Source organism: Sorangiineae bacterium MSr11367 (assembly GCA_037157805.1).
Taxonomy (GTDB): Bacteria; Myxococcota_A; Polyangia; order Polyangiales; family Polyangiaceae; genus Pendulispora; species Pendulispora rubella.
Genome location: CP089983.1, coordinates 3,935,956 through 3,962,412 on the forward strand (window position 1 = coordinate 3,935,956; position 26,457 = coordinate 3,962,412).

The window sequence follows — 26,457 nt, forward strand, 5'->3', positions numbered from 1 at the left end:
GGGTCAAGTCATGCGAAAATTCACTCCCCTCGGCTAGCTCGGTTAGCCTCCCCACGCCGTGGCCAAGCAACAACTCTTGCTCGTCGATGCCGATCCGCGCAGCACGCGGGTCCTGGAAGTCAGCCTAAAGAAGGCTGGCTACAGCGTCACGACTGCCTCCGACGGGCTCGACGCGATTAGCAAGCTCGAGGTCTCCACACCCGATCTGGTGCTGTCCGATACGCGCCTCCCGCGATTGGACGGCTACGCGCTGGTCCGCCGGCTGAAGGATCGCGCCGAGTGGGCGAGCATCCCCGTGGTCTTCCTCACCAGCCAAAAATCGGTCGAGGACAAGATTCGCGGCCTCGAGCTCGGCGTCGAAGACTACCTGACGAAGCCCATCTTCGTCCGCGAGCTCTTGGCCCGCGTGAACCTTCTGCTCGCGCGCCGCACGCACGACAACATCACCACCCGCAACTCCATGGGCGGGCGCACCCGTTTCACGGGCTCCATCCAGGACATGGCGGTGGTGGACTTGCTCCAGACCTTCGAGGTCTCGCGCAAGAGCGGCGTCGTCCACCTGTCGAGCGAGAAGCAGGAGGCGCACGTCTACTTCCGCGACGGCAAGATCGTCGATGCGAACTTGGACCGGCTCCGCGGTGAAGAAGCGATCTACCGCATTCTGATCTGGAACGAGGCGGACTTCGAGGTGGAGTTCACCCAGGTCAAGAACGAGGACATCATCGGCACCTCCACGCAGGGCATCCTCATGGAGGGCATGCGCCGGGTGGACGAATGGACTCGGTTGCTCGAGCAACTGCCCCCGCTGTCCACGATTTTCGAGATCGATCACGCGCAGCTCCTCGAGCGGCTGAACGAGATTCCCGATGAATTGAACGGGATTTTGCGCCTCTTCGACGGTCACCGCTCCTTGATGGACGTGGTGGACGAGTCGCCGTTCGAGGATCTGTCGACGCTGTCGACCATTTCGAAACTGTACTTCGAGGGGCTGCTCATTCAATTGCCCGATGCCCACGAGGCGCCGGAGCACGATACCGAGCCTTCGGGCGACGACTCCGTGGTGCCGGCGGATCCCGCGTTGGCCGATACGACGCGGCCGCCGCCGTCGGCGATCGAGGAAATGCTGGTCGTGCCGGGGCCCGACAGCCTGACCCCGCCGCCGGCTGCCGCAAAGGGTCTGGCCCACCTGTTCGTCGCGAAGGCCAACGAGGGAAAGGCCCCCGAGGCGGAAGACGACGGCGAAGAGGACAACGAGGGCGAAGAAGGCGAAGAAGGCGAGCGCGACGATCACGAGGAGACGACGCAGCCCGAGGTGCCCGTCTCCAAAGCGAAGCTTCGCGCGCTCTTGCAGGAGTCGCCGCCCGACGATCCGGATGCAACCGCACCCCTGGGACGGTTGCGCACGGTGCGTCCGACCGACGATGGGCACTTCGTGCTGTTCAAGCGGCGCACCGAGGGACCAGGGGTCGCGCAGCGCGCCCTCGGGTTGGCCCTGGGCGCCGGTGCGGTGGTGTTGCTCGCGGTGCTGTATTTCCGCTGGCAGGACTCCCAGGACGACAAGCCCGCCGAGGTGTGGCCCGAGGCCACGGCCGCGGTGAGCACCACGCCGTCGCCGAATGAACCCGGTTCGCCGGCCTCACCGGACTCGCCGAAGCTGGCCATCTCCAGCGCCGTCACCACCGGATCGAGCGCCGCCGTGGTCGTCCCGTCGGCGTCGGCCTCCGTTGCGCCCGTGGCCGCGTCGGCCTCGGCGCCGCCCACCGTGACGCCTACGGCGGATGCGAGCGCGGTCGCCTCGGGCGATGCCCCGCCGCGAAGGCGCCATCGCGCGGACGGTACCGCGGGCGAGGCGGATGCCGCGCCGGCGAGTCCCGCATCGAGCGCGTCGAGCGCACCTGCGGCGGCCGCGGGCTCCGCTCCTCCGCCCACGGGGACCTTGACCCAACAGGCGCAGCGCATGCTCGAGCGAAACAACCCCGCCGCAGCCGTCGAGCTGGCACGCAAAGCCGTGAACGGCGATCCCGCCAATGCCGAAGCCTGGCTGACCCTCGGCGCCGCCTACGATGCCATGGGCAACCACCCGCTCGCGCGCGGCGCCTACAAGAGCTGCGTGGACAACGGCCAGGGCCCCCGCGTGAGCGAGTGCCGCGCGCTCAATTCGACGCCGTAAGCTAGCGCGCGTCGCGGTTGCGAATCCGCGGATCCAGCACGGCGTAGAGCACATCGGCGAGCACGTTGCTCAGAACGATGGCGGTGGACGTCACCAGCACGGTGCCGAGGATCACCGGCCCGTCGCGCTCGAGCAGGGCGGTGACGCTGAGGGCCCCGATGCCCGGCCAGCGGAAGAGCGTCTCCGCCACCACGGTGCCGCCCACCAGGGCGCCGAAGTCGAGGGCCACCAACGTCACGATGGGCACCAGCGCATTGCGAAGCGCGTGGACCAGCACCACGCGGTAGCGGGGAGCACCCTTGGCGTGCGCGGTTCGCACGAAGTCCTGCTGCAATAGCCCGATCATCTCGTCGCGCACGAGCCGCGCGTAGTACGCCGCACCGAGGATGCCCAAGGTGAGTGCCGGCAGCAGGAGCGACGCCAGATGATCGCCCGATGTCTGGCCGAATCCATCGAGCGGCAGCCATTTGAGCCGGTAGGCGAACACGTACTGCAGCCCGATGCCCAGGATGAACGCCGGCGTGCTGACCGCGAGCAAACTCAACCCGACGATGCCCGCATCGGTGCGGCCTCCCTTGCGTGCCGCCGCGAGCACCCCCGAGAGAACACCGAGCACCACCTGCACCAACAGCGCGGCCCCGGCCAGCATGAGCGTGCGTGGAAGCCGCTCCCCGAGGATGGTCGTGACCGGACGCCGGAAGAGATAACTCTTGCCCAGATCGATGTGAAACCGCCCCCACGTGGCACACGAGGCATGCTCGGGCGGCGGCTTGCTCCCCTCGATCTCGGCCGGCCCGGCGTGGGCGAGCCGCTTCATGAATCGCGCGTACTGCGTCAACATCGGCTGATCGAGCCCGAGCTGCCGGCGCAACCGCTCGATATCGGCGGGCCGCGCCGCGGGCCCGGCCACCATGCGCGCCGGATCGCTCGGGATCACGTTGTTGATGAAGAATGCGAGCGTGGTCACGGCCCACACGATCGCGATGGCCCACACGAGCCTTCCGGCGAGGCGCTTCAACGACCCATCTCCTTGCGTACCTTCCCTCGCGCGGGCGGGCCGGAGAGAAAGCCCAAGGCCATCACGTTCTTCACGCGATCGATCCAGACCTCACGGGCATCGAATCCCCAGGAAGGGTGCACGTGGTAGCTGCGCACATAAGGCTGACGCACGAGCGTGGCGTTGTATTCGTAGGTGAAGGCCCAAGGCGCGTCGTCCCGCACGATGGCCTCGGCGCGATCGTAGAGCTTTTGCCGTTTCGCCGGGTCGAGTTCACGGTGGGCATTCTCCACGATCTCGTCGAACACGGGATTCTTGTAAAATGCCGAGTTGCTGCTGTCCTCGTCGTTGATCTGCTTTGAGGTGAACAGCGACTCGTAAAAGTCCAGGGCGTCGGGATAATCCTGGTTCCAGCCCTGCGTCGAGAAGGCCACCCGTCCCCGCCGATGGGTGAGCGATGAATAGGATGCAAAGTTGACGACTTTGATATCGATTCGAATGCCGATTTTCGCCAGGTCCTGCTTGAGAACTTGCCCCGTGTATTCCGGCAATCCGGGGCGGTATGCGACGTATTCCACGTGGGGCTCGTAGCCACCGCGTCCCGTCTCGGGATCGTAGGGATAACCGGCTTTTCGCATGTGCTCGAGTGCTTCCGCGAGATCGTATTTCTGCCCCGGCACCTCGGGGTTGAACCCGCGTATGCTGCGCGGAACGGCGTGCGTGTGCACCGTCAGCTCGGTGGCTTTGAGCGCGATGTAGTGTTCTCGTTGGATCGCGCACGCCACGGCCCGCCGCACCTCGACGTTGTCGAAGGGGGGCATCTCCGTGTTCATGGCTTCCCCTTGGATGGAGACCAAGGGCTCGCGAAGCATGAAGCCGCGCCAGCGCGCATCGCTCGAATAGCGGGACGTGTCGGCCTGCGGCAGGTCCCGCACGACGTCGAGCTCTCCCCGCTCGAATTTCAGCCGCTGGGTGTTCGGTTTCATCGAGAAGACGAAGTTTATCGAATCGACATGGGGCATCCCCGGACGGAAATAGCCTTCGTGCCGGACGAGTGTGAGGCTGCGCCCGTGGTCCCATCCGCCCGGGGGCAGCTTGAAAGGCCCGGTCCCGCAGGGCGGCCACGTGTCGCTGTACCGAGCGCCCGCCCCCTTGCACGTGGGCCGCATGCTCGTCAGCGTCATCAGCGGGAGGAACGCGGCGTCGGGCTTCGCCAGATGAAACGCCACCGCGTAGCGCCCCACGACCTCGACACCGGAGAGGTGCTCGGCGCCCTTCGTGGTGAACTCGTCGAAGCCGACCAGGTTGTCGAAGAAGCTCGAGAATCCGTTCGGCGCGGTGGGATGCAGCGAGCGCTCGACGGAGCGTTTCACGTCGTGCGCGGTGAGCTCCTCGCCATCGTGAAAACGCACGCCTTCTCGCAGAAAGAACGTGTACACGAGCCCATCGGGCGACGTCGCCCAATGCGTGGCCAGATCCGGAACGACGTTGGAGGCCGCGTCGGTATCGACCAGGCCCGCGAAGATGAGCCGGACCAGGCGCCCGGAGAGCTCGTCGCTGTTCACCGGGTCCAGCGTGCGCACGTCGCCAATGCTTGCAAGATGCAAGGTTCCACCGCGCTGCGGGGACGCCTCCTCGCCGCTCGCGGCAGGGAAGGGGGCGGCGAGCCGGTCGCCGCACCCCGATCCCGCGAGCCCTACGAGAACGGCGACGCTAATCCTGGCGCGGATCGAGCGCATCGCGCAGTCCCTCCCCGAGAAGGTTGAACCCGAGCACCGCCGTCAGGATGGCGGCCGCGGGGGCGAGCACCAGCCATGGAGCAGCCGCGTAGACGTCCTGCCCCTCCGAGAGCATGCGCCCCCAGGTCGGCGTCGGCGGCGCAAGGCCCACGCCGAGGTACGAAAGCGCGCTTTCCGCGAGGATCATCTGCGCTGTGGCCAAGGCGGCGATCACGATGAAGGTACCCCCGACGTTGGGCAGCACGTGGCGCACCAGAATGAGCGGCGTGCTCTGGCCGAGTGCGCGCGACGCTTCCACGTAGGCGAGGCTGCGGATCTGCATCGTCTTGGCGCGAAAGAGGCGCGCGGCGCCGAGCCAGCCCGTCAGCCCGAGCACCAAGAGCACCGAGGTGAGGGTGGTGCGCTCCAACGCGGCGCCGATGGCCATGACGAGAAGGAGAAACGGAAAACAGAGCCCCACGTCCACGAGGCGCATCAGCAGGACGTCCACGTTCATGCGCGGTCCGCGCGCGAGCCATGCGATTCCGCGGCGCTCGGCGACGGTGCCTACGAGCGCCCCCACGGCGAGGACCGCGAGCGGCAGGCTCCAGGTGCCACGCACCATGGCCAGCGCGATGGCCGTACCGAGCGCCACGATACAGGGCCACGGAACGCGCATGCCGGGCGAGCCTTCGTAGTACCCCGCCACGATGCCCACCGCGCCGCCAAGCAGCGTCGAGATGGCCGTGGCGGCGAAGGCGACGGTCAGCGAAATGCGCGCGCCCAGCGCGAGCCTGGCAAGCTGATCGCGAAAGAGCCGATCCGTGCCGAGAAGAAAGTCGCCACCCGGCGGCACGGGAAATCCCGTTGCGCTGGAGTACCCGCGCGCGAAGTCGCTCGCATACGGATCGTGCCCGGAGAGCCATGGTCCGAAGAGCGCGAAGGCGACCAGTGCCAGCGTGAGCGCAGCACCGATCTTCGCACCGCGATGGTTCCAGAATCGAGCTTTCGCACGAGGATCCAGCACGATACCGGACTATATACCTAGAAGAACGGCGCGGTCAGCGATCTATCTCGACAGGAATGACGTCGTGATGTCCGCAAACGCATCGGGCGATTCTTCCGCCGGGGAGTGACCGCACTCGAAGACTTCGTAGCGGGCGCTCCTCAGTTCGCGCGCAAGCCGCCGGCCTTGCCCCACCGGGAGCGTGCGATCCTGGCGACCCCACACGAGCAGCGCCTCCGCAGTGACCCGCGGTAACAGCGCCACGAGCGGCCGCGTGTCCGCCACCGCGCGCAACGTTGCGAGCGCCGCCTCGCGCGCGGCCGGCGCGTTGAAGACGTCGAAGTGATGGTCGACGCGGTCCCAGGGAATGGTGGCGTTGGGCGCGTAGACGCGATCCTTGAAGTAGCTGCGGAAGACGGTTCGCCCACAGAGTTGCTTGAACGCGAAGGGCCCCACCACGGGCATGTTCGCCAAGCGTGAGAGCAGGTCGACGCGCGGTGGGTACACGATGGGATCGACCAGCACGAGCTTGTCGACCAGCGCATGGTGCCGAGCCGCGAGGGTGAGCGCCACCGAGCCGCCCATTCCATGGCCACAAATCGAGATCGGCCCGAGGCCGAGCGCCGCTATCACATCGACGAGCGATTCGGCAAATGCCTGGAACCCGTAGGCGTAACGCGCCGGCGGCGGTTTCTCACTTTGGCCAAATCCTGGCAAATCGGGCGCGATCACGCGAAAGTGCGCGGCGAGTTTCGGGAGCACATCCTCCCATACGAGACGACTCGAAAGACATCCGTGCACGAGAAGAACGGCGGGGGCGTGCGCCTCACCCGCTTCGATAAGTCGAACGCGGGCCCCGCGCGCACTCACGTCGCGCGTGACAGGGTTTAGGGGATAGGGGGTAGCGGCCACGTGGCGGCAACATAGCGCAGTGGGCCAAGGGATCTCTTCCCTAACCCCTTCACCCTAAACCCTTCCGATGGACACACATGGACACTCATCCACGCTTTCCAAACCTCCGTTTTCGTTCCTGATCTCGATGTCGATCTGCTGCTTCGAGAGTCGATTTGCTATGACATTTTCTGTCACGGCATGGAGCTAACTACGCGACTCCCTTCCATTATGGAAACATTGAGAAAAAAAGGTTGGAGAGGCGTTGACCGTAATCTTCCGCCTGCCATAGAGTCGCCGGCGTTCGATACGTGACGGCAGTTACTGGCTGAAACGCTGCTTTAGGTAGAAGTTTCTCTCCAGAAGCTTCTCTGGAGCAGCCTCTCGAAACAGCCCGCGTAGGGTGGGGACCATTGTCGCAGTTTAGGGCGAGCGAACGCATCGGCGCATGTGTTTCGATTCATTGGAACGCGCGTCGAGTGTGACCGACGACTAGGAAATGGTTTTGGTGCGTGTTGCTGGCGCGCCAATGGGACCATGTGCGGGCCTGAGGCGGCCTCGCATGTGGAGGGCGGGGGTGCGTCTGCCATTCGTGACCTGCGAATGGATGTGACGCGGAATGACCGGGAGGAACGACGAATGGACTCGAAGAATCTGCAAAACCTGACCAGCGCACATGTTTTGCGTGACGACCATCGCGTGTCCCTCAGCGAGGAGAGCACGGCAGGTGGTCAGGAGACGATGGAACCTGCGACCGAGGGAGCCCTCGCACTCGCACTGTCTCCGGCAGAAACCACGGAAAGCGAACAGGTCACCCGCGAACAACGTCGCTCGCGTCGCAAGCGCGCGGTGCGTGCACGCACCATCAGCGTGAAGCGCATGACGAAGCGCGAGCTCGAAATCGGGCGGCTTCTCTATCCGGAGACCGAAGCGGTCCCGCATCCGCGTACGCGTGCAGAATGCGCCCAAGGAATGCGGCCGTGCCCGTTCGTCTCGTGCAAGCACCACTTGTACTTGGACGTGTCGGCCAAAACGGGTGCGATCAAGCTGAATTTCCCGGATCTCGAGGTTTGGGACATGACCGAGACGTGCGCGCTCGACGTGTCCGATCGCGGCGGCACGACGCTCGAAGAGGTCGGCGCCATCATGAACCTGACCCGCGAGCGCATTCGCCAGGTCGAGGTCAAAGGCTTGGCCAAGCTGGAAGCGCTGCGCGAGATGTCCTCGCTGCGCGACTACGTGGACGAGGGCCCCGTCGGCAAGCGTCGCCTTCCCGTGCTCGCGAATCGCAAGGAAGAAGAGATCGAGGAAGAGGACGCGGACGAAGACGAGGATGAGGACGAGGAAGTGACCGCACGTGCGGACTCGGACTCGGACTCGAGCAGCGCCGCGGAATCGGATGACTTCGACGTGGAAGCGTTCGCCAGCGCCGAATTGGAATAAATCGAAGTTCTAGCGTGGCGACCGTTGACCGGGGCGGTGAGAGACGATAACGGGCGGGCATGCCCGTCCGAACCGCCCTTCTCTCCGTTTCCGACAAAACCGGTCTCGTCCCCTTTGCGCGCGCCCTGGCCGAGCGCGGGGTGACGCTTCTTTCGAGCGGCGGCACGGCCCGCTCGCTGGCCGACGCCGGCATCCCCGTCGAGACGGTGGAGAACTACACAGGCTCGCCCGAGGTGATGGACGGCCGCGTGAAGACGCTGCATCCGCGCGTCCACGGCGGCATTCTGGCGCGCGGGGAGCGCGACCGCGGCGATCTCGAGCGGCTCGGGGCCCGCGAGATCGACCTGGTGGTCGTCAACCTGTACCCCTTCGAGCGCGTTGCGCAGGCGAGCGGCTCGACCCACGAGGAAATCGTGGAAAACATCGACATTGGCGGCCCCTCGATGGTGCGCTCCGCGGCGAAGAACCACGCCCGCGTCACCATCGTGTGCGATCCGCAGGACTACGAGCGGGTCCTCGCGGAGCTTGCTGCCCACGGCGAGGTGACCCAAGCCGTTCGCTCCGAGCTCGCGGCGAAAGCCTTCGCCCACACGGCGGCGTACGACGCGGCCATCAGCGGTTACCTGTCGTCGCGGCAGGAAGACGGGTCGCGCGAGCCGTTCCCGCGCTACCTCACCTTGCCGTACGAGCGCGCGTATTCGCTGCGCTACGGGGAAAATCCGCATCAAAAGGGCGCGTTTTACGTGGAGCGCGGTGCGGCTGCCGGCTCGCTGGCACGGGCCGAGAGCCTCGGTGCCGGGGGCAAAGAGCTGAGCTTCAACAATTTGGTCGACGTCGAGGCAGCACTCGATGCCGTGCGCGAGTTCGACGCACCGGCGGCCGTGGTGGTGAAGCACACGAATCCGTGTGGCGTGGCCGAAGCAGACTCCTTGGTCACGGCCTACCGGGAGGCCCGCGAGGCCGACGCCGTCAGCGCCTTCGGTGGCATCGTTGCGCTGAACCGTCCCGTGGACGCGGACACGGCGGCGGTCCTGGCCGAGACCTTCCTCGAGTGCATCGTGGCCCCGTCGTTCGAGCCGCGCGCGCTGGAGGTGCTGCGCGCCAAGAAGAACCTGCGCCTGCTGGCCACGGGCGCCTGGCTCGCGGCGGATCACGAAGCACTTCAATACAAGCGCGTCGGTGGCGGCCTGGTCGTGCAAAGTCGCGACGCGAGCGCCAAGGGCGAGGTGGAGAACGGCAAGGTCGTCACCCGCCGGGCCCCCACCGCGGAGGAGCTCCGCGGTTTGAGCTTCGGCTGGCGCGTGTGCAAGCACGTGAAGTCCAACGCCATCGTCCTCACGCGCGGTACGCGCACCGTCGGTGTCGGCGCCGGTCAGATGTCCCGCGTCATTTCCGTGCAGATTGCATGTGAAAAGGCCGGCGACGGCGCCCGCGGAACGGTGCTCTCGTCCGACGCCTTCTTCCCGTTCCCCGACGGCGTGGAGGCCGCGGCGAAGGCCGGCATCACCGCCATCGCCCAGCCGGGCGGCAGCGTGAAAGATCCCGACGTCATCAATGCCGCCGACGCACTCGGCCTCGCCATGGTGTTCACGGGCGTGCGCCACTTCCGTCACTGAGTAAGGGGCTACGACTCGATCTCTGCCTCAAACTCAAACTCGATCTCTACCTCGCACTCAGCCTCGCACCCGCACTCGCACTCGTCATAACGAGCTGCGAGGGGATGCGAGGACGACTTGGCCTTGAACGACATCGACTGGTCGCACACTTAAAAGCGAGTGCGAATGGCGCTATCGATGAACCCTCCGATGGTCGTTCCTCGCTCCGCAGCGCGCTTCTTCACGTCGCGTAGAAGCCGTTCGTCGATGGTGATCGTGGTTCGTTGCGAAGCCATATCTTGAAGCATACGACCTGCGCATCAAATCATACGCGTACGGCGCGGGCGAGGCGCTCGATGCTGCCGGGGCTTTCGGCGGCGAGGTAGCGGCGCACCCATTCGCGGAGGCCTTCGTCGGCGAGAACCTCGAACCCGTGGCGTGCGAGCAGCTTGCCCATCGTTTCGGGCGTGTAGAGCGCGCGGAACGGTTCGCCACTGCGGCGCACGAGCCAGCGGACGGCTTGTGCGCCCGCGTTTCGCTTGTGACGTTGCCCATAGGTGACGCACAAAGTGGAACCCCGCGCGGCCAATTTTCGCTCGAGCACGGAGAGCGTGTGGTCCACCACCTCCGGCTGCAGGTACATGGTGACGCCTTCCCAGATGAAGGCGGTGCGCTGGGTCGCATCGTGGCCGGCCTCGCCCAGCCGCTGCTCGAGCGCGTCGCGCTCGAAGTCGACCGCCACGAACCTCACCTCCCGGGCGAAGCTCGGACGCTGGCCGATTTTCGCGCGCTTGTACGCTTGGGTCGCGGGGTGGTCGACCTCGAAGACCATCGTGTCGCGCAGGTTCGGCAAACGCCACGCGCGTGAATCGAGGCCCGCGCCCAAGACGACCAATTGGCGCACACCGCCCGCCACCGCCTCGGAGACGGCTTCGTCGATGGCGCGCGTGCGCAGGGACACGTGGCTGAAATGGTAGGCGCTGTATCGGGTCGCCACGTCCTGCACGCGGTTCCACACTGACGGGAACCGCTCGACGAACTCGAAGGCGAGCGCATACGGCTGCGGAACCAGATCGCGCGCGATGGGATCCGGCGCATCGGTTCCCTCCGACGCCGGTGCCAACCCACGCAGTGCCGCCACCCACGCCGCCGTGTGACTCGGTTTTCCTTCGCGCATGCGCGAAGTGTAAGCCTCTTAGGGGACGACTTCGACCGTCTTGCCGTCGGACAGATCGGCGCTGACGATTTTGACGATCTTCTCGTTTCCTTCGAGGCCGCTGGAGATCTCGATGGTCGCGCCGGTGTCGCGCTCGATCACGATGGGGACGAGACGGATCTTGTTGTCGTTGTCCACGACCGCGACCCGCACACCCTTGCCGTCGTTCAGGATGGCCGTCGACGGTAGCTCGAGCACCCGGTGCGGCGTGGGCAAGGTGAGGGACACTTGCGCGTACATTCCCCCCAGCAGCTCGCCGGTGGGATTCGCCACGCGCACCACCGTGTTCATCGTGCGCGTGGCCGAGTCGAGTGCACCGGCCGCGCGCCAGATCGTGCCGTCGAACGTCTTGCTCGGGTATTCGCGCACGCCGACCTTCGCGCTCAGCCCCGTCTTCACGCTGGGCGCCACGTCCTGCGGCACCTGCACGAACACGCGCATCGGATCGGTCGCCGCGATCTTGAACAGCGGGGTCGTATTGCCCATGGCCACGAGGGCACCGCGCTCGATGGTGCGTGACGTGATGGTTCCATCGAACGGCGCCACCACGCGCGCGAACGACTTCAGCTGCGTCAGGCGCCGGATGTTCGCCTGCTCCGCCTCCACGTTGGCGTGCGACACCCCGACGTTGGCCTCGTCGACCAGCGACTGCGCGCGCCGCTGCTCCAAATCTTGCTGCGAGGCCAGCCCCGCCGACGTGAGCTGCTTGTAGCGCTCGAAGGTGCTCTTCGAGAAATCGCGGTTCGCATTGGACTGCGCGATACCCGCGGTGGCCTGGGCCAGCTTCGCGCGCGCCTGTTCCAGCTCTTGATCGAGCTCCGGCGTGTCAATCTCTGCGAGGAGCTGACCCTCTTTGACCTTGTCGCCGATGTCCACCACCCAGCGCCGCGTGTACCCATTGGCCCGCGGGTAGATGACCGTCTCCTCGAGCGGCTGCACGCTGCCCGGAAGCAAGATCGCGCGATCGCTCGCCGACACCTTCGCGGAGATGACCGCCACGCGCGCCGAGGTTTGCGTGGCCACCTTCGTGCTCTCCTCGAGCGCGGCCCGCGCTTGGCGCTTGGGCAGATACCCGAACAGGAATGCGCCGCCCATCACCACCAGCGCACCCAGTGCCAGTGAAACCACGCGGGTCTTGGTGAGCGTGGCAGGCTCGGGCAGCGCGAACCCCAGCGTGTCCGCCGGCTCGGCTGGCTCGCTTGCCGGCTCGCGGGCTTCGTGATCGCGCGGGCTCATAGATTCTCCAAGAGCGGCTCGGGGGCGGCCGGCGTGCCTTTGCGCAAAACGCTGTACATTACGGGAACGAAAAAGAGCGTGGTGACCGTGGCGAGCAAAAGTCCTCCAATGACCGCGCGTCCGAGCGGTGCATTCTGTTCACCCCCTTCTTCCATTCCGAGAGCCATCGGCAACATACCGATGATCATCGCGAGCGCCGTCATCAAGACCGGGCGGAGTCGTGTCATTCCTGCGGCGAGCGCGGCCTTGGGCGCATCGTAGCCAAGCTTGCGCTGGTCGTTGGCGAACGTGACCACGAGGATGCTGTTCGCGGTGGCCACGCCCACGCACATGATTGCGCCCATCAGGGCCGGCACGCTCAGCGTCGTCCGCGAAAGGAAGAGCATCCACGCGATGCCTGCGACGGCGCCGGGCAGGGCCATCAAAATGATGAGCGGGTCGAGCCACGACTGGAAGTTGACCACCATGAGCAGGTACACGAGCACGACCGCGAACAGCAGGCCGAAGGCGAGGCCGCGGAACGACGACTCCATGCTTTCTACCTGGCCTTTGATGCGCACCGTCGTACCCCTCGGCAGATCGGGCTTCATCTTATCCACGATTCGCGCGATCGCCGTCCCGACCGAGCCAAGATCGGCCCCATCCACATTGGCCTGCACGTCGAAGGTTCGCGCAACGTTGTAGTGCGTGACATTCTGCGCCGCGAAGCCGCGCTGGATCTGCGCCACGTTGGAGAGAAGCTGCGCTCCGCCTTCTGCGGCCCCGGCCGACAGCGGCGTGGTGCGCAGCGCGTTGAACGAGTCGAGCTGGTACTGCGGCGTCTGCACGGCCACGGAATACTGCACGCCGCGCTTGTCGACCCAGAAGCTGGGCGACGTTTGCGAGCTCGAGGACAGCGACACCAGAAGATCGCCCGCGACGTCGCGCTCGGTCATGCCCAACTGCGCGGCCATCGTGCGGTCCACGTCGACCTTGAGGATCGGCGCACGCGTCACCTGAGCCAGGTGCACGTCGGCCGCACCGGGAATCGCTTCCATGGCGTCGGCAATCTTCTGCGCCACGCCGAAGGTTTGCTCTTCGCTGCCCGGCGCACCCACGACCTGCACGTCGATGGGGGCGGGCAGCCCGAAGTTGAGCACCTGCGTCGAGATGTCCGGCGCGAGGAAGAAGAACGTCGAATCCGGGAACTGCGCCCGCAAGGTCTTGCGGATGTTGCGCACGTAATTCGCCGTGGGCTCGTGCTCCTTCTTCAGCGCGATGAAAATCTGCCCGTCGGCCGGAGAGATGAGCGCGCCCTCGCTCAGCGACAAGTTGATACCGCTGTTGGGCACGCCGATGTTGTCGAGCATCGTCTGGATCTCGTGCGGGGGGATCACCTTGCGGATCGTCTCCTCGATGCGGACGAACTCCTTTTCCGTCTCTTCCACGCGCGTGCCGGGAACGCCGCGCACGTGCAGCTTGATGAGCCCCGCGTCGACGGTGGGGAAGAAGTCGCGCCCCACCATGGGGAAGAGCGCGCACGAGAGCACCACGAACACGGAGAAGCCGCCGATGGCCAGCTTGCGGTGCGCGAGCGCCCACGCAAGCCACCCGCCGTAGAAGTCGCGCACCTTCTCGAAGCCGCGATTGAACTTCGCGAAGAGGCCCGACGCCTCGTGCCCGTGCATGTGCTCTTCTGCCTCGCGCGCGAGCAGGCCCTTCATCAGCGTGGGCACCAGGGTTCGCGAGAGGAAGTACGACGTCATCATGGCGAACACGACGGCCAAGGCCAAGGGGCTGAACAGCGACTTGGCCGCGCCGGTGATGAACATGACTGGCACGAAGACGATGCAGATGCACAACGTCGACACGAACGCCGGAACCGCAATTTCCGAGGCGCCGTCGACGATGGCCGGAATCAGCGCCTTTTTCATGCCGAATTGACGGTGCACGTTCTCGATGGCCACCGTGGCGTCGTCGACCAAAATGCCCACGGCCAGCGCCATACCGCCCAGGGTCATCACGTTCAGCGTCTGCCCGAGGAAGCGCAGGATGACGATGGACACCAAAATCGAGAGTGGGATCGAGATGACCACGATGATGGTGCTGCGCCAGCTCCCCAAGAACACCAGCAGCATGATGGCCGTCAGCCCCGCCGCGATGCCCGCTTCCTTCACCACGCCGCTCACCGCCGAGCGCACGAACACCGATTGATCGAAGAGCAGATTGACCTTCAGGTCCTTGGGAAGCTTGGCCAAGGTCGAGGGCAGCATCTCGCGGATGCTCGCCACCACGTCCAGCGTGCTCGCACTCCCCATTTTGAGGATGCTCATGAGCACGGATTTTTTGCCCTCCACGTGCACCATGCTGGTCTGCGGCGCATTTCCATCGCGCACGTTGGCCACGTCGCGCATGTACACCGTGGTGCCGCCGGCCACCGTCTTCACGGGCAGCGCCGCGATCTGCTCGAGCAGCTCGGGGCTGCTGTTCACGTTGACCGGGTACTCGTCGTCGCCAATTTTCGCCGTGCCGCCGGGCACCACCAGGTTCTGCTGGCTGAGCGCCGTGTTGATGTCACGCGGCGAGAGCCCCCAGGCGTAAAGCCGCTGGGGGTTGATGTCGATCATGATCTGCCGCTGCTTGCCGCCGTAGGGCCAGGGGATCTGCGTGCCCTGGACGGTGGCCATGTCCGCGCGGACGAAGTTGATGCCGTAGTCGAACAGCTGCTGCTCGCTGAGCGAGTCGCTCTCCAGCGCCGCCTGGAGGATCGGCACGTTGGACGCGCTGTAGCGGATCACCAGGGGAGGGAGGGTGCCCTGAGGCATCTGCCCGATGATAGTTGCCATGGCAGCAGTTGTCTGCGCCGTCGCACCGTCGACGTTCGCGCCAGGCTGAAAAAAGATTTTGACGACCGCCACGCCCTGAAGGGACTGGCTCTCGATGTGCTCGATGTCGTTGACCGTGGTGGTCAACATGCGCTCCGAGTTGCTGACGATGCGCTTTTCCATCTCCTCGGGCGAAAGGCCGCTGTAGCGCCAAATGACCGAAATGACGGGGATATCGATCTCGGGAAAGATATCCGTCGGCATGCGCAGAATCGTCACCACACCGAGGATGACGATGAGCATCGACATCACGATGAACGTGTAAGGGCGTTTGAGTGCAATCCGGACGAGCCACATAGTGCTTTTCGAAAGACGCTTCCCAGGGGCAAAAAAACCGGGGCAAGACCAAGCTGAGGTATGGGGTCGACCCCTGAAATCGTCCAACATTTCGTCCCGATGTGATGGGACGGCCACGCATGTGCCGCGAGCGGTCGAATCCATGCAGCGAATGGCGGTCGCTTCGGATACGACCTTGCCATGAGCGTTGCGTTCGTGACGGGCGGATCGGGTTTCGTTGGGCGGGCATTGATCAGCTACCTCGTGGCGCGGGGGCACGAGGTTCGTGCACTGGCGCGCTCCGGGAAGGCGGCGGAGACGGTGCGTGCGGCGGGGGCCACCCAGGTGGTGGAGGGCGATCTACGCGGCGGCGATGCCGTTCTTAATTCGATGAAAGGTTCGGACGTCGTCTACCACGCCGCGGCCTTCACGCAGGATTGGGGCGACGAAGACGAAGCGTGGGAGGTGACCGTTCGCGGGACGGAGAACATGTTGGAGCTCGCGCGCCAGGCCGGCGTGAAGCGATTCGTGCACGTGGGCACCGAAGCGGTGCTGGTGGACGGGGACCCCATCGTGATGGCCGACGAGCGAAAGCCGCTTCCGAAGAGGCCCATCGGCATCTACCCGCGTACGAAGGCGGAGGCCGAGCGGCGCGTGCTTCGGGCCAACGATCCGAAAAGCCAGCCGCCCTTCGAAACCATCGTCACGCGCCCGCGGTTCATCTGGGGCAAGGGTGACACGACGTTGTTGCCGAAGCTCATCGAGGGCGCGAACGCCGGCGTGCTGCGGTGGGTGGGCGGTGGCACGTACCTCACGTCGACGTGCCACATCGACAACGTGTGCGAAGGCCTGGTGAAGGCGGCCGAGCACGGTCGCCCGGGCGAAGTGTATTTCCTCACCGACGGCAAGCCGGTGGAGTTCCGCTGGATGATCTCGTCGCTGCTCGAGTCGCAGGGCGTGACGCCGCCGTCGAAGACGATTCCGTACTGGCTCGCGCGCACGCTGTCGCGCTCGAGCGACGCGGTGTGGCGCGCATTTCACCTGAGCGGCCGCCCGCCGCTTCCGTATGGCTCCTTCTTGCTGGTGGGGCACGAAGTCACGGTGGACGACACCAAGGCCCGAAAGGAACTCGGCTACGAGGGCTCGGTCTCAATTGAGGCGGGCCTTCGCGAGATGCAACAGAACGCGTGACGGAGGTGGGCCGGGGCCCCGCTTGCGGGGATGGGACTCGCCGACCCACCAGCGGCGGGGTTGCGTGACATGCGGGCTTGAGTGCGGCGGACTCTTGCGCGAAGCACGTCTCTCTGTTTCATTGAAAATATTTGGGGGCGTGCACGGTGTACCTGGTGGCAAATAGGGTGGGGCGTCTCATCGAGTTGACGGTCGAGACGCCCGTTTCCGTCGACGAAGCCAATCGCGCCTTCGTGGACACGCGCAACCTCGTGCAAGGTCTGCGAACGAAGGTGGTGACGGCCTGCGATCTGATGGGGGCCGACATCTTCGCACCCGAGGTGTCGGACAAGTTGACGCATCTCATGCGAAGCGACAACCCGCACGTGGAACGCAGCGCCTACCTCGTGAGCGACGCGCCGACCTTCAGCCTTCAATTCATGCGCATGATCCGCGAAGCGGGGAATCCGGCGCGGCGCATCTTCCGCCGCCGCGCCGAAATGGAATCGTGGCTCGCCCCGGTGCTGACCCTGGACGAGCGCGAACGCCTCCACACCTTCCTCGATGAACGCGGCGTCGCCCGGTTAGGGTTTAGGGTTTAGGGAAGAGAGAGCTGAGAAGAGAGAGAGCTGCTTTCTCTCCCCCTAAACCCTAAACCCTATCCCCTATCTCATCTCACATGCGACTGGCGCACTCCGTACAATGCGAGGCCGGCGAAAAGCCCGACCATCGCAACCACGACGAGCATCTTGATCAGCGTGAAACCGTTGTGAATGTGGCGCATGGTCGTTACTCGCGGAGCTTCCCGATGACGGGTTTGGTATCACCTGCGGCAACGCTCACTTGAACGGATTTGCGAAGGCCCTGTTCGGCATTCACGAAGACGACGGTGTGGTTGCCTGGGGGTACGGAGATTCGTACCTTGGGTGTACTCCCAATCGGCTTTCCGTCGAGGACCACCGACGATGCCGGGATCGAATTGATGTTGAGGAACGCCTCACCCCCAGGCCCCGCTTGCTGGCTCGTGCCCGAGTAGTCGGATGCCGCGGCGGCGGGTGCATTCCGGTCCGGCAGCATCGTCGGCCCCTCGGATCGCTCTTTGGCCGGCGGCGGGGCTGCGGGGGCGGTGCGCGGATTGGCTGCCGCGAATTGGGGAAGCGGTACCTTCGGTTCGAGTTGGACGTTGAAGGTCTTCTCGGCCTGCCCATCGGCAAAGCTAATGGGCTGTCGGTAATCGGAGAATCCGAAACGAGATGCCTCCAGGTTCCACGCTTTGTTCGACGTGTCGATGTCGACCGAAATGGGGAACGTCGGCAAATCGCGTCGATCGGGGCCGGAGACCAAATAGACCTTGGCCCCGGGCGTGCCGAGCGTAATGGTCACTTTGCCGCGAAGGACCTTCAGCGACATGGAGCCGAGATCCTGCATTTCGTCTTTGGCGAGTGTGACGACGCGCTCGAGCGGCTCGTAGCGTTCGTTGCCGACGATGCGGATCTTGTGCTCGCCCGGGCTGAGGTCCCGCACTTCTTGAGGGAGCAGCCCCGCCTCGCGCCCGTCGACGAGAAGCTTCATCCCGGGCTGGTTGGCGGCCACGCGAAGGCCGGTGGTGGGGCGCGATGCATTCGACGCGAGCACCACGTCGACCGGCACTTCCTTGCGTGATTCGGCGACGACCGCGCGCTCGCTCACCGAGCCGTCGGCGCCGAGCACTTTGACGTTGTGCGCGCCCGCGCTCACGCCCTCGACGAGGCAGGGCGAGGTATCGCACTGCTTCTTGCCGTCGAGAAAGATCTCCACGCGGTTGTACATCATGCCCTTGGGATCGCTCACGCGGACGGCGACCTTGCCCGTGCGCGGGACGAACACGATGAGCAGCGTGGTCGCGCTCACCACGAGAAGCGCCGCGGCGAGCAACACGAAAAGCCACGTGCGGTTCGGCGGCGGACGCACCAACGCCGTCGGCTCGTAACGGCTCATGGGCGGCGGATACGGTGGCGCCCCATAGGCCGGCGCGGGGTTCGTCGAAATGGGGCCCGCCTGAATCGGCAGGGGCGTCGCACGCCGCGGAAAGCCCGACGATGGAGGCGGCACCGACGCGGGCGGCTGCATCGGTTGCAGGGGCTGCGAGAACGGCGCCGGCGAATTGTACCGGCGTGACGGCGGCGGCGTCGAATTGTACCCCGATGCGACGGGCACCGAGCCCGATCCACGTTGCGGCAGGGGCGGAGGCGGCGACGTCGTCGGCGGGGCCGTGCGAAATCCACCGCGCTGCGTGACGGGCGGCGGTGCAGGTGGCGGCGGCGCCGGCGTGATGCGTGGGGCCGCACTGCGCCGCTGCGATGGCGGACCTTGCACGTTCACGCTGGGGCGATCGGCGTTGTCGAGCACGTTGCTCGCCTCGTGCTCGTCGTCCCAATCGAGGGGCAACGTTGCGCCCGCCTGCAGCGCCTGCCGCTGCTGCGTCGAATAAGCCGAGGCTGGATACGCCGCATTGTGAAGCGGCGTCGACGCGGAGAACGGAACCGCGACGGGGGTGAGATCCGACGACGTCAACTCACCCGGCGCCCCGGCGGCATGGACGCCGAGCAAGGTTCGCTTGCCGATGGCCGGTGCAAGCGGAACATCGCGCGCCGGTGAGCGCATCGCCACGGGGCTCGTGGGCCGAGGTGCATCGCTGCGCATGCGGCCCACGGGCGGAGACGGAGGATTCGGAGGTCCGCTTTGGGCCGACGTTCCCTGCCGAGGATCTCGTTTCAGCACGACCTTTCCGGCCACGGTCTCCATCGGCGGCAGACGCCCCGCTGCGATGGTGTCGTCCTCCGAGTTATCGTCCTCGACTTCTGATGACATCTCCGTGATCTCCTGGGACCCAGCGGACATGGTACCGCCCTGGGCTTTCTCAGGCCATCCGATGCGCTGCGTCCTCGGGCCGGTGCTCACGGGTCCGTTCGCTTCCGGTGCGTCCAAGGGCGTGTCGGTCAGCTCGGGAAAAAGATGGCGCATGTAGGCAGCCACCTCCGCCCGCGACGCCACTGCACCCTTGGCCATCGCCACGGATTGCAGCTCCCTGTAGAGCTCCTTGGCCGAACGCTGGCGCGTGTCCAAATCCGTGGAAAGGGCCCGCATCACCACGCGGTCGAGCTCGGGCGGCGTATCCCGCCGGATGGTCGAGGGCGGCGCTACCGTGGCCGCGTCGCGGATCTTCTGAAGGATGAGGAACTCGTTCTCGCCGTCGAAGAGCCGCTTCTGCGTGAGGAATTCCCAGAGGCAAACGCCCATCCCGAACACGTCGGCCTGCGCATCGACCTCGGCGCCGCACGCTTGCTCGGGGCTCATGTAGCCGAAGCTTCCCTTGATGGAACCGACCTGCGTGCGCGAGATTTTGCCCTGGGCCTTGGCAATTCCAAAGTCGACCAGTTTGACGTCGCCGGTGGTGGAAACGACGATGTTCTGCGGACTGATGTCGCGATGAACGATGGAGGAGGGGAGTCCGTTTTCATCGCGCCGCGCGTGCGCGTAGCTCAGGCCTTCGCCGATGCGCGAGAACACGTAGAGGATGAACGGCAGCGGGACCGGCATGCCCCGCTGGGTGGACCGTTCGAAGACCGCCCGCAGATCTTTTCCATGTACGTATTCGAAGGCGATGTAGAAGCTTCCATCGACACGGCCAAAATCGAGCATGCGCGCAATGTGCGGATGCTCCAGACGCGACACGATGCGTGCCTCGTCCTCGAACATGGAAATGAATTCTTCGTCTTCCGCGATATGGGGAAGAATCTTTTTTAGCCCGACGAAATGGCCGTATTTCTTATTTCGGGCACGAAACACCTCGGCCATTCCACCGGAGGCGATCCGGGCGAGCAGGGTGTAGGGGCCGAAGGCACGTGGGAAACTCAACGCATTCCTTTTTACCTCGGCGCGCCCGCATCCAAAAGGGGAACGGCGCTCGCCTGTGAACTCGGAGATCGCGGTGCTCTCTTATTGAAATAACGCACCCGTTGCATTTGAAGCGGCTGCCATACCGAAGGTCGGACGATGGGCGTCGACGCGAATTGCGGATGGGCCCCCGCCGTTTCCCCGCGAACGAGCCGCGCCGTCGCAGCCATTTCCGCGACGGGCTCCCCTGCAATATCCAGGTGACCACCTGGAAACGCATGTGCGTCACCGGCGGTAGCCAAGCGAGTGCTGCATCCGAGCCGTGCAAGAAGGGCATCGATGGCGGCTGTCGTTTCTGCATCGGGGGACCGAGCCGGATCGAGCTCGATCCATACGAGCATGCCTTCTTCGTCATCGATGCCCGCAAACGTGCGCGCGCCCTTCGATGCCGCGATCGATTCGCCGCCGGCGAGGAGCATTCCTTCGGACGGCGCATTCGGCAGAGCCTGAAAGAGACCTTGCGAAAGCCAAATGCCGATTTGTCCTGGTCCGCCGCGTGAAGGGTGCGCACCCGAAAAGGACACGACGGTCGGCGTCTGTTCGGTGGTGCCTGCGCTGGCGGCGGCGCGCACGGTGCGCGGATCGATGCGGAGTACACGCACCTTCACGTCGGGTCGACTTGCGAGGGGGCGCACCCACGTGGCGGCCATCGCATACGGAAAGCCGTGCTGCGGAAGACCCTTCACGCGCCATGTGCCTTCGCCGGGAACGGCCGGCGTGATCGCCGACGCCACATCGGGCCCCGGCAACAGCGGGCGCCGCGTCAGGTAGAAGAAGTCGCGCTCGTCGCGGTGGATGTAGCGCGGGAAGTTCATGTGGCCCATGCCCTTGACCATGCGCCGCGCCCGCACACGGAAGTCGGGCATCGACTTGAGCGAGCCTTCGAATTCCCAATCTTGCTGGAGCGGCCTCCCGAGGGCCGTGAGCGCGTCCTTCGGCTGCGCGTTGTAAAACTCGAAGCCCGCGTGGCCGGTGTTCATGTCGAGGTGCATGCCGAAGGCGCAGCGCGCGGCCAACATGGCATTGGCCAGCACGTCGGCCGAAATGTCATTGCCCCAGAAATAACCGACGAAGTTTTCCTTGGTGAGACAGAGGCCGCTGCGCGTGGTGTGCACTTCGTCCGCCCAGCCTTTGGGCGTGCCGCCCCACCAGGTGCGACCCCACGGGTTGAACCGATCGTCTTGCACCAGCGCGGTGAGATTCTGCCGGAACGAGAGCACCTCGTCGCCGACGTCGGGGGTATCCGGTGGCCACGCGCCGAAGGCCGTCGAGCCGTCTTTCATCTCGAGAACGGTGGCCGCGTAGGGCTTGGGCGGCAGATAGAGCGCGCCGTCGGCCTGCATGCCGTACTCGCCATGCATCGCTTGAAAGCCGCCGTTGAAGCCGGCCACGAGGTGATTCCACACCTCGGGGGTGCGCGGGACTTCGCCGGTTCCCGCCTCGCCGGTCGCGCTCACCGGCTCGACGGTGCCGGCCTGCATGTGCAGCGCAATCTGCCGCGGATCCCACAAGGTGACGTACACACGCGTCTCGTGGCGCGTCTTGTCCGCGCGCACGAACGAGGTGACGAAGGGCGAGGGGAGCCCGGGCCCCTGGCGGATGAACGGGTCGCGCTCGAGCGAGATCCACTGGCCCTCGCCGGGGAGGGGCGGCGTGACGATGGGCTTCATCGCGGTGGGCGGCCACCCGAGTTCGGGATCGGTGAACACCGGCTGGTGCTGCCCTTGGTTGATGCCCGCGAGATCGCGCTCGACTTCCTGCTCTGTGGCGTCGGGCGAGATGCGTGCGCGTACACGCATCGCCCAATCCAGCGCCGTGAAGGCGACGGCCTTGACGACCTGCATCTTCTCTTCGCCGAACCACGGCAGGGCGCGCACGCGATCGACGGCCCACGTGACGAGCCGCCCGGGCGCCGCCTTCACGTCGGGGCGCGTGCGAACCCAGCCGGCACCCTCCACGGTCGCACCACGCGGGGCGTCGATGACGATGCGGCGCTTGTCGGCGACCGCGGTGAGCTTTCCATCGGGCGCGAACGACAGATCGATCTGGCCTGCCGGCGGATCCAGCTCGAAGACTTGGTGCAGGACGCCCGAAGTCTGCCCCGTTTGCTGCAAATTGCCGAGCGCGAGCTGCCAACGCTGCAGCCGGGTGAACTCCGTGTACTGTGCAGGCGATTGGCCTGCGAGATCGAAGACGTGCACGTCTTTGACGACGCCGTCGAGCGACGTGGACGTGGCGGCGAAGGTGCGCCCACCGAGCCGCGCGAGGACGGGGCGCGATTCGTCCACCCCCATCGAGTGGGTCAGGTTCCAGAGCGAACCCACGTCGAGCAAGACGCCCTCGGGCGAGAGGCGTGCCTCCACGAGGTAGAGATCGTTGGGCTCCTTGGCCACATGCGCGCGGACGAGGGCGCGTGCGCCCCCGAGCATGGCGCCCTCGATGCCGTTTGCACCGGTCACCCAGGCGATGTCCGGCTCTTCGCAGGTCAGGCCATGCGCCGAGAGGACGGAGATGAGGGCGGCCGAGCGGCTCACCGCTTTTGGATCGATGTCCTCGCCGCGCGCGGACGCGAGCAACGCGGCAAGCGCGAGGGCATACGGGACGGGGCGCGCGTACGCTTTCGCGAAGCCGATGCGATCGCGCCGGCGCGCGCGAACGGCGGGGGCGGAGTCCGGACCAGACAGGGGTGGTTTGGAGAGCGACGCGACCAACCCCTCTTCTTGTAGCCCGCGAGCGCGTGCATTGGCAATTGAGCCAACTCAGTTGGCAACGCCTGGGAACTTACGGTGCGATCGAGCCGCTTCTCCCGAAAAATGGGCTCGATCTGCGAAGAATGCCCGGGCTCGAAATGTGCTACCTAGTTTGCACCATGGCGAGGCTTTCTTTGCAGCGAATCGTGCGCCGGTTCTCCGCCGCGTTTTTCGCGCTTCTCGTCCTGGCCTTCGTCGCGTGCGCGAGCCCGACATTGCCGTTGCCGCCGCCCGCCATCCCGTCGGTTTCGCAAGCCGGGGAGGGTCAGTATCGACTTCGTTCGGAGCACGGTGTGGAGCCCAACGCCATCGTGGTGATCATCAACCACAACAGCGCACTCTCCGGCGACGATCGCGTGGACGGCACGGAAGCCGACGCGCAAGGCACCTGGGAAGCGGTCATCCCCGCAAACCCAGGCGACTTTCTCGATGTGAAACAGGAGTTCGGAACGATGGGCTCCCCGTTGACGACATTCCAGATCCCGCGCTGAGCGGCGCGGGGACTTAGAACCGAACGAGGCGGCGCGTGCTTACGCACCGGGCAAGGCCCACCACCGTGCCCACGGTGATGAGCACGCTTGCGATGGCAAACGAGCTGCCAACGGGACCCATCATGGTGAAAAGGTTGTCGAACATGGCTGCATGCCCTTTCGGGTTGGGCCAGAAATAAAAACTGGCCGCCCAGTATCTTTTGGCCGATGGGCCAAAAAGTCAAGAGCTTGCACTGCAACGCGTCAAAATTAACCTCTCTGCCACATGACGCAACTCATCCGAAAGGAGAGAGAGAAATTACAGGAAGACGGGAAGGCGGGAAGACCTGAGGTTTTGTGTGTTTTCAGCGGCCCTAATCGCGCGAAATACACAAAGAAACCTTCTGGCCTTCTCGTCTTCCCGTCGTCCTGTGAACTCTCTCCTAGAGCTCGAACAAGGAGAACGCGACGATCTCGAGGGCGCGCAGGGTCTCCTCTTCCTCGGTGGGATCCTGGGGGTCGAAGAGCTGATGCATGCAGAGCCCATCCAGGGATGCCATGAGCATTCGAGTGACCACCAACGGGGAGACTTTTGGCCGGAGGCCCAAATTTTGGAAGCTCAGCATGAACTCCGCGATGATCTGCTCGCGGGTCGCTTGAATCATCTTTCGGACGGCGCCGCGCAGCTGCGTGTCGTGCACGGCCTGGGTCATCAGGTCCATCATCACGCGGATCTCGGGGCCGCCTTCGCGGCGGATGGCCCACGCTTCGCGGAGGAGACGGCGAATGCGCTCCGTCGGTGCGCCGCCGAGATCCCACGCGACGCGGATGCGTGAGCGGACGATCTCGGAACAGTGCTCGAGCACCCGCGTGATGAGATCGTCCTTGTTGGCAAAGTGGTAGTGCACCACCCCTTTGCTCATGCCCGCCGAGTCGGCGATGTCGCTCACGCTCGTGCGCGCGAAGCCCTGGTTGGCCAATGCGCGCACCGCGGCCTCGACGACGGAACGCCGACTGGCCTCGCTCTTTTTGTACGATGAGCGCGCGCTCATTTTTGGCCGATCGGCAATATCATGCACGGAAAACGGCAACGTCGCACAAGCCTTGTGGTGCGGCCGACGCCTTTTCCAATGACGCGATGCGGCGACGGGCGCCTAACGCCGCTCGCCTAACGCCACTCGCCTAACGCCACTCAGTCGTGGGCGAGGCGATGGAGGCGGGCGCGTCGAACATTTTCAGCGCGATGCGCTTCTTCTTCTTCGGAGCCGGTGCGGCGGTGAAGGACTCTTCGTCGATGACGTCGCCGACCAAATCGTAGTCGCTGGCCTGCGAGATGCGGACACGCCGGATCTGACCGGCGAGCACTTCGGCACCGGACAGGTAAACCTGGCCATCAATTTCCGGCGCCTGGCCCGCATGGCGGCCGGCCATCACGAAGTCGTGCTCTTCGCTCTGGCCCTCGACCAGAACATCGAGCTCTTGCCCGATGCGCGCCTTGTTGGCCTTGCGGGCAATGCGGCGCTGCAGGCTCATGAGCTTGCGGTAGCGGCTCGAGGCGACGCGAGCGGTGACCTTGTCGTCGAAGCCGAAGCTCTTGCAGCTCTCCTCGTCGGAGTAGCGGAAGACGCCCACGTGATCGAACTCGGCCCAGGTCACGAAGTCGCAGAGCTCTTGGAACTCCTCGTCGGTCTCGCCGGGGTGGCCCACGATGAAGGCCGTGCGGAAGGTGAGGCCCGGGATCTCCTTGCGCATGCGCTCGACCACGCGGCGCTGGCGATTGGCGCCGTGACCGCGCTTCATGCGGCGAAGCATGGCGTCGGCCGCGTGCTGGAGCGGCATGTCCACGTAAGGAACGACGCGGGGGTGCTGCCCGAGCAACTCGATGAGCTCCTCGTTGATGGTCTCGGGATACAGGTAAAAGAGGCGCACCCAGCGAATGCCCTCCACGTCCGCCACGCGCCGCGCGAGTGCGGCGAGCGATCCGCGGGACTCCTTGGAGAGATCGCGCCCGTAGGCGATGGTGTCCTGCGAGATCAGGTTGATCTCCACCACGCCCTGCGCGGCGAGCTGCTCGACCTCGCGCACGACGTCGTCGATGGTGCGGGAGCGCTGCTTGCCGCGAAACTCCGGGATGGTGCAGAAGGAGCAGACGCGGTTGCAGCCCTCGGCGATTTTCACGTAAGCGTGCACCCGGTTGCCGGTGAGCACGCGCGGATCTTTGGCGCTGATGACCCAGTCCGCCGGGTGGCCGACGAGCATGCGTTCGGCGCCGCCGCGGAGCACGTCGCCGAGCTTGAGCATGTCGCTCGAGCCGAGGAAGTGATCGACCTCGGGCATCTGCGAGGAGAGCTCGGTCGGGTACCGCTGGGAGAGGCACCCGGTGACGACGAGGCGCTCGAGGTGGCCGTGCTTCTTCAGCTCGGACATCTCCAGGATGGTGTCGATCGACTCCTTCTTGGCCTCGCCGATGAAGCCGCAGGTGTTGATGACGATGGTCTCCGCCTCTTCGGCGTCGGCCACGACTTCGTACCCGGAGGAGCGGGCGACGCCCACCATGACCTCGCTATCGACGCGGTTCTTCGGGCAGCCGAGGCTGACGAAGTACACGCTTTTCCGCTTCGAATCGGTCTCCGTTTGCTTTCCGCGCGTCTTTCCCTGCATTTTCGAAGCGCTCCTCGTAGCACGCGGGCCCGGGTGGAGCACCTGGAACCAGCTAGGA

At 65.5% G+C, this 26,457-nt stretch carries 16 protein-coding genes and 1 pseudogene; 6 read left to right on the top strand and 11 right to left on the bottom strand.

The window, feature by feature from the left end; genetic code table 11:
• Nucleotides 1-58 precede the first annotated feature (58 nt).
• Nucleotides 59-2,170 carry a response regulator gene (locus LVJ94_15875; GenBank protein WXB08708.1) on the top strand — a complete coding sequence of 704 codons (2,112 nt, stop codon included), beginning with the start codon at nt 59-61 and terminating at the stop codon, nt 2,168-2,170.
• A 1-nt stretch (nt 2,171) separates the two neighbouring features.
• Here the strand turns inward: LVJ94_15875 and LVJ94_15880 are convergent, their stop codons facing one another.
• The 4 genes from LVJ94_15880 to LVJ94_15895 are packed head-to-tail and all read right to left on the bottom strand — an operon-like array spanning nt 2,172 to nt 6,653.
• Nucleotides 2,172-3,188, bottom strand: coding sequence for an ABC transporter permease (locus LVJ94_15880; protein WXB08709.1), 1,017 nt, complete (start codon nt 3,186-3,188; stop codon nt 2,172-2,174).
• Nucleotides 3,185-4,906, bottom strand: a complete 1,722-nt coding sequence (locus tag LVJ94_15885) for an ABC transporter substrate-binding protein (protein WXB08710.1) — start codon at nt 4,904-4,906, stop codon at nt 3,185-3,187. The genes LVJ94_15880 and LVJ94_15885 overlap by 4 nt, the downstream gene beginning before the upstream one ends.
• Complete coding sequence (locus tag LVJ94_15890) at nt 4,881-5,912, bottom strand: ABC transporter permease (protein WXB08711.1); 1,032 nt, start codon at nt 5,910-5,912, stop codon at nt 4,881-4,883. The genes LVJ94_15885 and LVJ94_15890 overlap by 26 nt, the downstream gene beginning before the upstream one ends.
• Nucleotides 5,913-5,954: 42 nt before the next feature.
• Nucleotides 5,955-6,653 carry an alpha/beta hydrolase gene (locus tag LVJ94_15895; GenBank protein ID WXB08712.1) on the bottom strand — a complete coding sequence of 233 codons (699 nt, stop codon included), beginning with the start codon at nt 6,651-6,653 and terminating at the stop codon, nt 5,955-5,957.
• A 768-nt stretch (nt 6,654-7,421) separates the two neighbouring features.
• Between LVJ94_15895 and LVJ94_15900 the strand changes: the two genes are divergently transcribed.
• Both LVJ94_15900 and purH read left to right on the top strand, forming a co-directional pair.
• On the top strand, nt 7,422-8,225 hold the full coding sequence (locus LVJ94_15900; protein ID WXB08713.1) for a hypothetical protein: 804 nt from the start codon (nt 7,422-7,424) through the stop codon (nt 8,223-8,225).
• A 59-nt stretch (nt 8,226-8,284) separates the two neighbouring features.
• Nucleotides 8,285-9,841 carry a bifunctional phosphoribosylaminoimidazolecarboxamide formyltransferase/IMP cyclohydrolase gene (purH, locus tag LVJ94_15905; protein WXB08714.1) on the top strand — a complete coding sequence of 519 codons (1,557 nt, stop codon included), beginning with the start codon at nt 8,285-8,287 and terminating at the stop codon, nt 9,839-9,841.
• A 304-nt stretch (nt 9,842-10,145) separates the two neighbouring features.
• Here the strand turns inward: purH and LVJ94_15910 are convergent, their stop codons facing one another.
• Genes LVJ94_15910 through LVJ94_15920 form a run of 3 tightly spaced genes read right to left on the bottom strand, consistent with a single transcriptional unit; the run spans nt 10,146 to nt 15,385 of the window.
• Complete coding sequence (locus LVJ94_15910; GenBank protein WXB08715.1) at nt 10,146-10,997, bottom strand: SAM-dependent methyltransferase; 852 nt, start codon at nt 10,995-10,997, stop codon at nt 10,146-10,148.
• An 18-nt stretch (nt 10,998-11,015) separates the two neighbouring features.
• Entirely contained in the window at nt 11,016-12,272 is a 1,257-nt protein-coding gene (locus tag LVJ94_15915; GenBank protein ID WXB08716.1) for an efflux RND transporter periplasmic adaptor subunit, read from the bottom strand.
• Nucleotides 12,269-15,385 carry an efflux RND transporter permease subunit gene (locus LVJ94_15920; protein ID WXB10721.1) on the bottom strand — a complete coding sequence of 1,039 codons (3,117 nt, stop codon included), beginning with the start codon at nt 15,383-15,385 and terminating at the stop codon, nt 12,269-12,271. Before LVJ94_15920 ends, LVJ94_15915 begins: the two co-directional genes overlap by 4 nt.
• 228 nt (nt 15,386-15,613) lie before the next feature.
• Between LVJ94_15920 and LVJ94_15925 the strand changes: the two genes are divergently transcribed.
• Together LVJ94_15925 and LVJ94_15930 are read left to right on the top strand one after the other, a co-directional pair.
• Nucleotides 15,614-16,603 (top strand): NAD-dependent epimerase/dehydratase family protein, encoded by a 990-nt coding sequence (locus LVJ94_15925; protein ID WXB08717.1) that lies wholly within the window; start codon nt 15,614-15,616, stop codon nt 16,601-16,603.
• Nucleotides 16,604-16,758: 155 nt separating this feature from the next.
• Nucleotides 16,759-17,184: a hypothetical protein gene (locus LVJ94_15930; GenBank protein WXB08718.1), complete on the top strand. Its 426-nt coding sequence runs from the start codon at nt 16,759-16,761 to the stop codon at nt 17,182-17,184.
• A gap of 187 nt (nt 17,185-17,371) precedes the next feature.
• Here LVJ94_15930 and LVJ94_15935 read toward each other — a convergent pair whose 3' ends face one another.
• Complete coding sequence (locus tag LVJ94_15935; GenBank protein ID WXB08719.1) at nt 17,372-20,479, bottom strand: protein kinase; 3,108 nt, start codon at nt 20,477-20,479, stop codon at nt 17,372-17,374.
• 11 nt (nt 20,480-20,490) lie between these two features.
• Nucleotides 20,491-23,229, bottom strand: a complete 2,739-nt coding sequence (locus LVJ94_15940; GenBank protein ID WXB08720.1) for a hypothetical protein — start codon at nt 23,227-23,229, stop codon at nt 20,491-20,493.
• A gap of 158 nt (nt 23,230-23,387) precedes the next feature.
• On the opposite strand from LVJ94_15940, the gene LVJ94_15945 reads away from it, so the two are divergent.
• Nucleotides 23,388-23,759 carry a hypothetical protein gene (locus LVJ94_15945; GenBank protein ID WXB08721.1) on the top strand — a complete coding sequence of 124 codons (372 nt, stop codon included), beginning with the start codon at nt 23,388-23,390 and terminating at the stop codon, nt 23,757-23,759.
• 422 nt (nt 23,760-24,181) lie between these two features.
• On the opposite strand, the gene LVJ94_15950 is transcribed toward LVJ94_15945, so the two are convergent.
• Together LVJ94_15950 and rimO are read right to left on the bottom strand one after the other, a co-directional pair.
• A complete protein-coding gene (locus LVJ94_15950) occupies nt 24,182-24,790 on the bottom strand; it encodes a TetR/AcrR family transcriptional regulator (GenBank protein ID WXB08722.1) in 609 nt (202 codons plus the stop codon).
• A 229-nt stretch (nt 24,791-25,019) separates the two neighbouring features.
• Nucleotides 25,020-26,399 (bottom strand): annotated as a pseudogene (rimO, locus tag LVJ94_15955) (30S ribosomal protein S12 methylthiotransferase RimO).
• Nucleotides 26,400-26,457: the final 58 nt, after the last annotated feature.